General features: G+C 69.3%; 7 protein-coding genes. 1 reads left to right on the top strand and 6 read right to left on the bottom strand.

Going from position 1 to position 11,480, the window contains the following annotated elements; genetic code table 11:
* Window positions 1-515: 515 nt before the first annotated feature.
* Window positions 516-926, bottom strand: coding sequence for a hypothetical protein (locus AC16DP_RS14485; RefSeq protein WP_329729818.1), 411 nt, complete (start codon window positions 924-926; stop codon window positions 516-518).
* 804 nt (window positions 927-1,730) lie between these two features.
* Between AC16DP_RS14485 and AC16DP_RS14480 the strand changes: the two genes are divergently transcribed.
* A complete protein-coding gene (locus AC16DP_RS14480; RefSeq protein WP_329729819.1) occupies window positions 1,731-2,288 on the top strand; it encodes a hypothetical protein in 558 nt (185 codons plus the stop codon).
* Between the two features lie 189 nt (window positions 2,289-2,477).
* Here the strand turns inward: AC16DP_RS14480 and AC16DP_RS14475 are convergent, their stop codons facing one another.
* From AC16DP_RS14475 to AC16DP_RS14455, 5 genes are all read right to left on the bottom strand, one after another.
* Window positions 2,478-2,774 carry a hypothetical protein gene (locus AC16DP_RS14475; protein WP_329729820.1) on the bottom strand — a complete coding sequence of 99 codons (297 nt, stop codon included), beginning with the start codon at window positions 2,772-2,774 and terminating at the stop codon, window positions 2,478-2,480.
* A 163-nt stretch (window positions 2,775-2,937) separates the two neighbouring features.
* Entirely contained in the window at window positions 2,938-4,149 is a 1,212-nt protein-coding gene (locus tag AC16DP_RS14470) for a chymotrypsin family serine protease (protein WP_329729821.1), read from the bottom strand.
* 184 nt (window positions 4,150-4,333) lie between these two features.
* Window positions 4,334-7,513, bottom strand: coding sequence for a sensor histidine kinase (locus AC16DP_RS14465; protein ID WP_329729822.1), 3,180 nt, complete (start codon window positions 7,511-7,513; stop codon window positions 4,334-4,336).
* A complete protein-coding gene (locus tag AC16DP_RS14460) occupies window positions 7,510-8,061 on the bottom strand; it encodes a response regulator (protein ID WP_329729823.1) in 552 nt (183 codons plus the stop codon). Before AC16DP_RS14460 ends, AC16DP_RS14465 begins: the two co-directional genes overlap by 4 nt.
* A gap of 120 nt (window positions 8,062-8,181) precedes the next feature.
* Complete coding sequence (locus AC16DP_RS14455) at window positions 8,182-11,361, bottom strand: ATP-binding protein (protein WP_329729824.1); 3,180 nt, start codon at window positions 11,359-11,361, stop codon at window positions 8,182-8,184.
* Window positions 11,362-11,480 lie beyond the last annotated feature (119 nt).

Below are 11,480 nucleotides of genomic sequence, written 5' to 3'. Positions count from 1 at the left end.
GGGTCTTCGGTACGTCGAGTGGGCAGGGCCGAGGACCAGAGGCCGTGCGTATGGGGAGGATTTGGGGTTCACGGGTGTGCGGAGCCGAGCGATGGTCATGGGACGCAAGTCCCCGCGAGAGCTCGAGGCATGAATGAGACAGGGGCACGAGCTGGGGTGCCAGAAAGCCGCGGCTTTGCATGACAGAGCGCCTGGCTCCGCTGCCCTGCTGGCCGGGTGGCAGTCGAATCTGTCGGCGCTCCGGGGCTCGTCCCCAGTCGCCTGCTTCTACCGCGAGGGACTACGCCGCTACTGGCAGGGGCGGAGTGAACTCCATGCCCCCGCAGCACAGCAGTATCATCGCCCTGAGTGCCTTGGGATTGCGGAAGCCATAGGCGCGACGGATGAGGGCTCGAAGGGGGCTTGCACGCAATCAACTCACGACGGAGCGGTGGCGGTGCGGACGGACTCCACCGCCACCGTCTCATCCTGCACCGCGAAGACCGCAAGGCGGCCTCCGCAGCAACAAGGCTCTACTAGAAGACGTACCAGGTGTAGGGCCCGTACGCATTGGGAACCTGGTGGGTGCCAACGGACAGGTCCGTGTACGCCTGGGTGAAATTCCACCACACGTAACCCGCGGTGTTGACGGTGTACGAACCGCCCGGCGGAATGGACTGCGTGACGAGGTACTGCCAGCAGTTGGTGCCGTAGTAGTAGAGGTCGATCGACTGGCTCCGCCTGTTGACGAACGTAACGGTCCTCGCGATTCCGCCGCTGCCCGAGCACAAGGCCTGATCGGTCTGGCCAATCTCCGAGGGAGCAGCGGCCGCCACGGGAGCAGCGGACGCCCCCTCCACACCCTCCTGCTCGGAGCCCGGACCACAACCGGCATTCGTCAGCATGGCGAAGCCCATCAAAAACACAAACAAAGGCGTCTTCTTCATGTTCAGCTCTCCTGAAATGGTACTGGCGATGGGATGGGATTGAAGCGCAGCGCGTTGGCTGCAGGACGAAAACTAGTGGCTGATGGTCATTGAATCAATGTCAAATGGTTGGATTTTTCTTGTGACGATGTCTGTTATCGCGCTGTGATGATGTCTGTGATTGTGCCGTGACGGTTCCTGTCACAGCGTCACGCCGGATGCCAGCAGGGCTCGGGCGGGTACCCCTTCCTACGGTGAATCCGCCAGCCCCCGGCTGTCTGGTGCACCGGAGGCTTGAAGCTCGTCGCTCGGGTGCGCCGTGAAACTCCTGGGGAAGCTGGAGGTGCACCATCACAGCGGCGTCACAGGCGTGTGTGATGCAGCCGTGATGGCGGGCATGTACAAGATTTCAAACACACTGTGCTCCCGGAAGGAGCCCCCGCATGTCACCGCATTTCCGTTTCCCCCGTGGCCGTCACCCCCTGGCGCTCGCGATGCTCCTGCTCGCACCGGCCCTGGCCTCGGCGCGTACCGTCTCCAACCCTGTCATCAGCGTCAGCGTCAGCGGCGGGCGCGGCGGTAGCATCGACTCGCTGCGCGTGCTGGGCGTGGAAACGATCGATACCACGGACCTCGGACGAGAAATCCAGGCATCCCTCTTCTTCCCGGCGCCCGCGGGCCAGAGTGGCTGCAACGGTGCCGCCGCGCCCACCTGGTTCAATCCCCAGGAGGCTGGCGACATCTGCGGCCGTGCCTCCCCGCTGTACGCCCTCAACAACGCGGACCCCGTCAGCACGGGGGAAATCCATGTTGGCGTCTATCCGTATGACTGGGCGGGCCGCGGGGCTGCGCATGGAAGGACACCACAAGGTGGGCCCGCTCCCCTACGCCCCCGTCAACGAGGTGGTGAAGCTCGGCTACCTGTTCATCAACGGGAGCGGCGCGTCCCAGCCCTTCATGACGAGCGTGTACGACAGCGCGGGTCAGCCGACGCCCGTGCCCTTCGTGCCCGCCATCTACTTCAAGGCCTCGGTGCTGAACCGGCTGTTCGGCTTGCGCTTCGACGGGGTATGGGAGGAAGTGGCCGTCAATTCCTCCAATGGCGCCTACACGCCGTCGAAGTACCGCTACTTCGCCATGGCGTGGATGAGGCAGGACCTGGGCTGGGGCGTGGGCCTGTATTCGCGCGCCACCCTGGGCCAGGCCACGAACTTCGTCGCGCAGCGCTTCAGCGCCCAGGGCACCAACAACCTCTCCGTGGTGGACCAGACGCTGGGGACGCTCGGCCCGTATGCCTCCGTGGGCCGCGAGCCGCACCTGGCGGTCGGCAACCTGGGGACCATCAAGAGCATCTTCGACCAGGTCTACAACTCAGGCAAATGAGCGGTGGCTGACAACCCGCCTCACGCCCATTCAAACAGGGGGAGCCGCGCCAGTGATTGAGGCCCGCGCGGCTCCCTCCCGGCTTCCGTCCGTCAGCGGCGGGGCCAGCCCGGCGGTCACGGGGCGGGACGTGGAGCACGGCCTGCCGTCCTCATGCCAGCCGTGCTTGCAGCCGTTCGTCATGGGCCCTCAGCGGGGCGGCTGGAGGCGCTCGCGCAGCCAGGCGTCCCACGTGCGGCCCAGGGTGGCAATGCGCTGGGTGTAGCACAGGCCCGCGCCAAGGCAGGGTGAGGGGGAGCGCTCGGACAGCGAGCGAGCCGTGTAGCGGTAGCCCAGGTTGGAGGTGAGGGCGATGAGGGAGTGGCGCTCGTTCCCCCGCAGGCCGCGGACGATGCCGGCGCCGCCGCCCAAGCCCGAGGAGAGACCCGTCTTGTGGGCGAAGCGCACCTCGGCCTCGGCGTTGCACGGGCGCACGTCGGCCGTCATGGGAGTGCCATCCACCATCACCCCGTGATTGGAAGGCAAGCGCTGGCGAACATTGGAGTGGGGGCGTCCACCACCCGCGCCACCACCGCCTCCGTCATTCCGCGGACACAGTACGGGGCGGTGAGGCAATGGCCGCCCCGTGCAGTTTTATGCGTACCGGGACTCAGCAGCCGGTGTTGCCCTGGCAGTACGGGATGATGCCGAGCTCGTCCTGGACGGCGGCGAGCGGGCTGAACGCGAAGTTCCACGGGTTGGAGCCCGCGCCCCACATGAGTCCCGCCAGGATGGCGTTGCTGCCCGAGAGGAAATACACCGGGGAGCCGCTATCACCGCCCTGGCCGTTCTGCGTGGAGTTGGTGGCGATGTAGTTGCAGTAATAGGTGTGCGGGGTGCCACCGGAGTTGATGGTGGCGCAGGCCCACTGGATGGTGCCGCTGGTGGTGCCGCTGGTGCGGCCCGTCTTGAAGACGGTCTGCCCCTGGGCGAGGGAGAGGGTCTTCGAGGGCACCGACAGCCAGCTCGAGACGCTGAGATTGAAGGCGCCGGGAGTCGCGGCGATGAGCGGGTTGATGGTGGTGTCGGCGCGGAAGAAGGCGCTGTCGCTGCGGCGGCAGATGCGGCCCGCGGGGCAACTGCCGCCGGAGCTGTAGAGCGGATCCACCAACTCCGTACCCGCCAGGTTCGAGGTGGCCATGGTGGGCTGGTAGGCCTGGGTGTTCTCGACTCCGCCCTGCGTCTGGGTGCAGTGGGAGTTGGTGACGAAACCGAGCGTGGTGCCGCGCAGGGCCGGGAACCCCAGGGTGCAGTACTTGCCAGGGGTCTCGATCTGCAGCCCGCCCGTGATGGGGCGCCAGCCGGCCTGCACGGTGCTGGTGGGCAGGAGGGGACTCATCTCCACCACCTCCACCATGTCCTGCGGTACGCCCAGCGCCTCCAGCCGCTTGAGGATCCGCTGGCGCACCTCCGGGTTCTCGACGCCGACCACCACCCGGTTGCCCTTCTCGTCCACGTCGGTCATCACCACGCCCACATGGGAGAGGACGTCCGGAGTGACCCGCTCCTGGAGCGCCTTGAGGCTGGCGAAGGAGAACCGGGCCGGGGCGTAGACGACGCCGGCCGCGGGGAGCATCTCCGGGCCGAACACGGCGGCGATGGCGCGCTGGGCCGCGGGACCCTCGAAGTCCCGCATCAGGCGGATGACCAGCCGGCCCTGCTCGTCATGGTACAGGCCCCCGAAGCCGGGAACGGTGGCGGACACCTCGAGCAGCGATTCGTCCAGGGTCCTGCGGACCTGGGGCCCGCGCGCACCCGAAGCCACGGCTGGCGGCTCCGGCTCCGCGGCGGCGGTGCCGCCGCCCGCGAGCGAAAGTGCCATGGAGATTCCAACAGCCCGCCGCATCCACTTCATCGACATATAGAGGCCTTTCTTGGGCAAACACGGGAGGGACGTGTGCCGTCCACACGCCTCGCCTATTGAACAGGATATACCGGGACTGCATCACGCCATCGTCACGCGTACCGTCACAAGAAACGCCCCTGCGCTTTTTTCTTGTGACGCTCTACGCCGAGCGCACCCGCGAGGGAGGGGCGGGCCGGGGCAGCGTGAGGGTGAAGCACGTCCCCCGGCCCGGCGCGCTCTCCACGCGGATGGTGCCGCCATAGAGCTTCACCAGCTTGCGCACGACGCTCAGGCCCAGCCCCGTGCCCTCATCCGGCTTGGTGGTGAAGAAGGGCTCGAAGATGCGCTCGCACACCTCGGCCGGCATGCCCGTGCCCGTGTCCTCCACGCGCAGCACGGCCCACTCCGGCTCCTCCCGCCACGTGATGCGAATCTCCCGCGCCCCCGGGCCGCTCTTCTCCACCAGCGCGTCGCGCGCGTTGAGGACGAGGTTCTTCAGCACCGAGTACAGGTGGATGGGCTTGATGGCCACCGTGCAGTCGCCGCTCCCCTCCTGGTGCGGCGTGATGGCCTGGGCCGCGAAGTCCTCGCGAGACTCCTCCAGCAGAGGCGTGAGCACGTCCACCACCCGGGTGGGCTCCGGGCTGGGCCGCTCCCGCCCGAGCCGCGCATACTCCAGGATGAGCTGGGTGACCGAGAGCGCCCGGCTGAGCGCCTCGTCCGTGTCCTGCATCACCTGGTCCATCCGGGCTTCGTTCCCGTTGAGCTCCTTGAGCACGGTGGCCACGCGGGGCCGCGCCTCGGGCGGCAGGTGCTCGCGCAGCCCCACGTACAAGTCCTTGAGCAGGGCGCCATTGCGCATGCACAGGCTTCGGCCGGGCTCGCCGCCGACGCTCAGTACCGTGCCCAGCAGCATCTTCGCGCCCGTCAGCGCATTGCGAATCTCGTGCGCGAAGCCCCCCGCCATCTGCTGCTCGGTGGTCTCCCGCTCCATCTGCACCAGCTGCGCCTGGGCCTGCTCCAGCTCGCGCGTGCGCTGGGCGACGAGCGCTTCCAGTCGCGCGCGCTGGCGGCGCGTGGCGCGCTCGCGGATATGGATGGCCAGGGAGAAGAGTCCACCCAGCCCCAGCAGACACCCGGCATAGAACCACCAGGTGCGCCACCAGGGGCGCAGCACCACGAAGGAGAAGCTCGCGGAGGGACCCCACTCCCCGGACGCGTGGCGGGAGCGGGCCTGGAACACGTACGCACCGGGAGCGAGCGCGGTGTAGCGCGCCTGGTGCCCCTCCAGCTCCCGCCACTCCGGCTCGAGCCCCATCAGCCGCACCTGGTGTTGGACCTGCCGCTCGTTGAGGAAGGTGTGCGCCCGCACCTCCATTTCCAGCGTGTTGCGCGCGTAGGGGACTTCGTGCGGCCCCCGCTCCTGCGCCAGCCCCCCCGCGCGGACGGCGGCCACCACGGAATCGGGAGGCCGTGGGGGCCCGGTGTAGTGTCGCGCCAGGAACTGGCCCAGCCCGGTGCTCGTGCCCACCCAGACGTCGCCGTTGGCATCCACCCAGAAGGCGCGCGCGTTGGTGTCGTCCCCTGGCATGCCGTTGGCCACGTTGAAGTGGTCCCGGCCCTCCGGACCGAACACGTCCACCCCCTTGCCCGTCCCCACCCAGAGCCTCCCCGCCGAGTCCTCGCCGAGCTGGTAGATGCGATCGCTCGCCAGCCCCGTCGTGGAATCCAGGTGGAGGAAGTCCCTCGGGCCGTCTCCGTCGTAGCGGAAGCAACTCACGCCTCCCGCAACCCGGAAATAGGTGACGCAGAGTTGTCCATCCCGACGCGCCAGGAGATAGCTCGCGGAGTCACGGCGGAAGCCATCCGCCACCTTGAAGCGCCGCATCACGTCGCGCTCGACGACGACGAGCCCGGCCTGACCCGCGAGCCACACCCGCCCGCGTGCGTCCACCAGCACGTCGAAGACGGCCTCGCTCGGGGGACCGCCGGGCAGGAGGACGGAGGCGAAGCGCCACCCGTCACCGTGCCGCTTGCCGCGGAACGCCCCCGCGTTCGTCGCCACCCACAGTGTCCCTTCTCCATCCAGGACCACCTTCAGGGTGACGGTTGCGCCCAGGCCCCGCTCCGGCCCGAAGCGCTCGAGCTGGCCCGTGCGTGGCTCGTAGCGCAAGAGCTCGGACCAGCCACCGCTCAGCCACAAGGCACCACCTCCGGGCTCCTGGAAGATGCCACGCACGGCCTTGGGCGGCACCGTCTCCACCGTCACCCAGCCCTCGTTCGTGGCCCTGGCCAGCCCATTGCCCGTGCCGGCCCACAACCGCCCACTCGCATCCCGATGGACGGCCCACACCTCCTGGGCGGGCAGCCCCTGCCGTACGGAGTGCGTGCGCCACAGGCCGACGCCCGTCAGGCGGAAGAGCCCGAGTCCGCCTACCCAGAGCGAGCCCTGGCGATCCTCGAAGGCCGCCCACACCCGCTGCGTCGGCGGGCCCGTGACGCCGCGCGGCCGGCCGTCCTCGCCTACCTCCACCAATCCCTTGTCCGAGGTCAGCCAGAGCGTGCCATGGCGATCTCGCATGGCGCCCCACAGCGCGCGGTTTGCCTCCAAACCGGGGACCGCCTCGAACGCGCTGGCGCCCGGCAGCAACCGCCACAGGGCGTAGCTGCCCCAGATCCACACCCGGCCCGAGCCGTCGCGCGCCACATGGAGGAGGCCCTCGCGCGGGACCCCTTGCGCCTCGCCCCAGGTACGCCAGCGGCCCGCGGGATCGCGGTGGTGGAGCGCGCCCGGAGAGACCGCGTACACGTCCCCGCTGGACTCGAGCCAAAGCCACCGGGTCCCCCCGCCCGGCCACCCGGGGACGCGGGCGAAGCGCCCATCCTCCTGTTCCTGGAAGAGCCCCTGGTCCGAGGCCACCCAGGCGAGCCCGGTGGGGTCCACTCGCAGGTCGCCCCAGGCGCCGGGCGCGCCCTGGGCGGCGCCATACCGGGTCCACCTCCCCGCGTGCCACCGCGCCCACCCATCCAGGGTGCCGCACCACATGTCGCCGTTGGTGCCGGCCACCAACCGGGAGATGTGGGTCGACGGCAACCCCTGATGCTCCGCGCGCCGGAAGCGGTAGCCGTCGTACAGGTAGATGCCATCGTCGGTGCCCACCCAGAGGACGCCGTGCGAGTCCTGGGCGATGTCGCGAACCGGCCACTGGCCGAAGCCCACCTCCGCTCCATACGTCACGAAGGGCAGCGCTCCGGGGGGCGTCTGGGCCCGGGCGGGGCTCACGGCGCAAAGGGTGGCCAGCAGGACCAGGAGCAGCAGCCTCGCCAGCGCCCCGCTCATCGGCTCGTGGGGCGGCCCTTCTTCCGCGGTGGCTGCTCCTGCGCTGGCGAGGGCGCGGGGTCCCGCCGCCGCTTCAGTTCCTGCTCCAGCCGGGCGACCAGCTTCTTGTTGTCCAGGGTCATCTTGTGGAGCCGCACGGCGATGTCCAGCGCCTCCAGCAGCCGGCTGGTGGAGCCGTCCTTGGTGATGTAACCGAAGGGCCGGTGCTCATTGATGATGTCGTAGGGATCCTTCAGATCCTGGTAGGCCGAGTAGAAGATGATGGGGAGCTCCGGATGGCTCTTGCGGATCTCATTGCAGGCCCAGAAGCCGTCGTAGCCCTTCATCTTCACGTCGAGGATGACGGCGCATACCTCCTCGGTCACGGCGGCCACCCCTTCCCGGGCGGACGCGCCGAGGATGACCCGGTAGTTGGGAGACAGCACGGCCTGGAGGGACTTGCGCATGGTGGCGTCGTCGTCGACCACCACGATGAGCGGGCGCTGCTCGGCGCTGAGGCCGGAGGGCGCATCGTCCGCGAGGAGTTCATCGAGCTCGTTGAAAGACATCGGCTCTTTCTTGGCAACGAAGAGAGGTCCGGCGCGAGAGACCCAGGGAGAGCCGGACCTGTTCGTGGAAGGCAATCATGGAGGGGACCCGGGCAGGACTTCAAGCCAGGAGGGAGTGGCTCATGGCGCGGTCGCCAGCACGTCGGCGACGAGGGTAGACAATTCGGGAGCTGGGACTCCAGGGCGCGGCGCGGACCCGGACGCCAGGTCAGGGGTGAGCAGACGAGCCACGCGCTCCCGGGTGGAACGCTCCGCGGCCGGATGAGTGGCGATGAGCCGCAGGGCCCGCTGTGTCCGGGGAGGCTGAGCCACCGGAGCGAGGAGCTCGGCCAAGCCCACCAGGGCGTCGAGCACCTGGGACGTGGCGCCCACCTCCATCCCCATCTCGAGCGCGGCGTGGAGGTGGCCGCGGGCACGCTGGGGCGCACCCGCCTCCGAGGCGAGGCGTCCCAGGCAGATGAGCGACTCGGTGATGCCCTGGCGGGCATTGAGCTTGCGGTAGAGCGCCAGGCTCTCCTCGAAGAGGCGCCGGGCCTCCGCGCCGTCCTGGCGCCGGTGGGCCACGAGCCCCAGCCCGTGGAGCGCACGCGCCTGGAGCTCTGGGTGCTCCAGTGCGCGGCCCATGGCGAGTTGCTGCTCACAGCAACGCCGCGCTTCCTCGAGGTCATCGCGCAGGCAGAGCACGCGGGCCCGGCTCCCGAGCAGTTCCGCGGTGCGCAGGGGTTCATCCAACTCCTCCAGGAGCCGCAGCCCGTCCAGGTAGGCGCGGTTGGCGCCCTCCAGGTCCCCCTCCTGCGCGAGCAGGTACCCCAGGCGGCCCAGGCCCGTGGCCACGTCGCGCCCGTCTTCCAGGGAACGGAAGGTGTCCAGGCTCTTCTCCAGGAGCTGCCGGGCCGCCCCGGCGTCTCCGTCGCTCATGGCCACCACAGCCAACTCGCTGAGCGCGTGGGCTACACCGCGCCGGTCCTCGAGCGTCTTGCTGATGGCCAGGCTGCCGCGGAAGCACCAGCGCGCCGCTGCCTGGTTGCCCTGCAGGACGGCGAGCCTTCCAGCGGCATCCAGGGTGAAGCGCAGTTCCTCCGGGACCTCGAGCTCGCTCAAGAGGCCCTGGCTCTCCGCGAGCAGCCCCGCCGCCTCGCCCTGGGTCTCGCCTTCGAGGCACAAACGCCCCAGCCGTGCCAGCAGCCGGCCCAGCAGCAGGCGCGGCTCCCGGGCATCTGGAGCGCTGAATCCGGTCTCCTCACGCACTCGGACAATGGCCCGCCGCAGCGCCGCCGAGACCTCCGCTCGGTGGCCCCTCAGCGCGTGGATGAGGCAGAAGCCGTCGAGCGCCCGCTGGATTACATCGAGGCGGCCATGCTCCACGGCGTGAGCCCAGGCGGCGCGAAAGTTGTCCAGCTCCGGCTCCAACCTTCCGAGCGTCGCCCGGGGGGATGGACCCTGGAGTGCCGGCTGACACTCCAGCAGGAGCACGGCATACCAGGTGGCATGGAGATCGCGGGCGCGCAGCTCTTCTTCGGGCACGGCATGGAGTTGCTCGGCGGCATACTGGCGGATGAGCTCGTGCAGCACATAGCGCCCGGACTCGGTGCGCCGCACGAGGAACTTGCGCATCAGCGCGGCGAGCAGCTCCAGGGAGGCGCCCGCCACCTCGCGGGCAGCGGTCTGGGTGAAGCCACTCCGGAAGACGCTCAGCCGGCGAAGAGCCCCCTGCTCGCCATCGGACAGCAGCTTCCAGGAGTACACGAAGGTGGCGCGCATGCCGCGCTGCCGCTCCGGGGCATCGCGCGGCCCGGAGAGAAAGTCGAGATCCTCCTCGATGCGCGAGGCGATTTCCTCGAGCGGCATGAGCCGCACCCAGGCGGCGGCCAGCTCGATGCCCAGTGGCATGCCGCCGAGCCGCTGGCAGATCCGCTTGACACAGGCCGCGCCGGCAGGTGTCAGCGAGAAGGAGGCATCTGCCTGAGTCGCGGAGCGGACGAAGAGCTCCACGGCCTCGGTGCCATCGATGGAGAGGCCCTCCAAGGCCAGCTCCCACTCACCCCGCAGGTTCAACCGCTCCCGGGAGGTGACGAGCAGCCGGAGCGCGGGCGCGCGCGCCAGCAGGCGGGCCACCCACGGGGACGCCTCGAGGAGGTGCTCGAAGTTATCCAGGACGAGCAGCAAGGAGCGGGAGCACAGGAACTCGAAGAGGCGGGCCTCCAGGGCCTCGGGCGCATCGGAGGGCGAAGCGGGCAGCGCGAGGGCATCCGCGATGGCGGAGCCGAGCAGCCCGGGGGCGTCCACCCCGGCCAGGGAAACCAGACAGGCACCACCGCCATGGCGCCTGGCGTAGGCGCGGGCGGCTTCGATCGCCAGGCTCGTCTTGCCCACGCCGCCGGGCCCCACCAGGGTCAGCAACCGACACTCCGCGGACTGCAGCCGTTGCGAGATGAGCTCCAGCTCGCTGCCGCGCCCGATGAAGACCGTGGTGGGGGAGGGGAGTTCCGCGGGCACGGTCAACGGCGTGGGTGCTGGTGCTGCGCTCGGTGCATTGAGGGGGACGGAGCCTGCCCTGATGGCCTCCTGGAGCCGCCGTGTGTCCTCCTGGGGCTTGACCGCGAGCTGCTCGGAGAGAATACGCGCACAGCTCTCATACTGCTCGAGGGCCTTGGTGCGCTGGCCGCCCTGGGCGTAGAGGTTCATCAGGTGCCGGTGGGCCGACTCGTTGGTGGGCTCGAGGGCCAGCAGCCGCTGCGCGCAGGCGATGGCCTGGGCGGGCTGCCCCTGCTCGATTTGAAGTTGGATGAGCTGCTCCAGAATCTCCGTCATCCGGGTGCGCAGGCGCTCGGCCTGGAGCTCGCGCCACTCGTCGAACGTCTCGGTGTCCCGCAGGGAGAAGCCCTGGAGGAAGGGCCCGCGGTACAGGGCGGCCGCCTCGGTGAGGAGGGCACTCACCGTGGCGCGAGGCACCTGCTGGGAGGAAGAGGAGCGGGCCTCCTCTACGAGTTGCTCGAAGCGGACGACATCCACCCAGAGGCTGGCGCCGGGGCGGAGCCGCACCGTCTTCCGGTCCGCCTCCAGCCAGTCCTTGCCCAATAACTGGCAGCCCTCCCAGAGCGTGCTGCGCAGCACGGCCAGACCCTTCTGCCCATCCAGATCCGGCCAGAGCAAAGCGGCCAGCTCGCCGCGGCCATGCGGCCGGTTCGACAGCGCCATGTAGGCGAGCAGGGCCATGAGCTTTCGTCGCACCACCTCCTGCGGCTTCTCATCGAGCGTCAGGAGCGGACTTCCGAAGAGGTGCAGGGCGAGGCGGCTCATGTGCGCGGTATTGATGTCCCACCATAGCAGAGGTTTTCACCACCCGCAGCGCTGGATTTGTACGATTCACGGATTTAACGCATTCCGGGTGCTCCATGCAATCCAGACAGTTCACGCCG

It is taken from the genome of Archangium sp., assembly GCF_057119385.1.
The sequence above is the reverse complement of the archived record's forward strand: the minus strand, read 5'-3'. Positions and strand labels throughout refer to the sequence as shown.

Excerpts from the sequence above, each read along its gene's own strand:
- AC16DP_RS14475 (WP_329729820.1), bottom strand. The coding sequence starts at position 2,774 with ATGACGGCCGACGTGCGCCCGTGCAACGCCGAGGCCGAGGTGCGCTTC.
- AC16DP_RS14460 (WP_329729823.1), bottom strand. The coding sequence starts at position 8,061 with ATGTCTTTCAACGAGCTCGATGAACTCCTCGCGGACGATGCGCCCTCC.
- AC16DP_RS14470 (WP_329729821.1), bottom strand. The coding sequence starts at position 4,149 with ATGGCACTTTCGCTCGCGGGCGGCGGCACCGCCGCCGCGGAGCCGGAG.
- AC16DP_RS14465 (WP_329729822.1), bottom strand. The coding sequence starts at position 7,513 with ATGAGCGGGGCGCTGGCGAGGCTGCTGCTCCTGGTCCTGCTGGCCACC.
- AC16DP_RS14480 (WP_329729819.1), top strand. The coding sequence starts at position 1,731 with ATGACTGGGCGGGCCGCGGGGCTGCGCATGGAAGGACACCACAAGGTG.
- AC16DP_RS14485 (WP_329729818.1), bottom strand. The coding sequence starts at position 926 with ATGAAGAAGACGCCTTTGTTTGTGTTTTTGATGGGCTTCGCCATGCTG.
- AC16DP_RS14455 (WP_329729824.1), bottom strand. The coding sequence starts at position 11,361 with ATGAGCCGCCTCGCCCTGCACCTCTTCGGAAGTCCGCTCCTGACGCTC.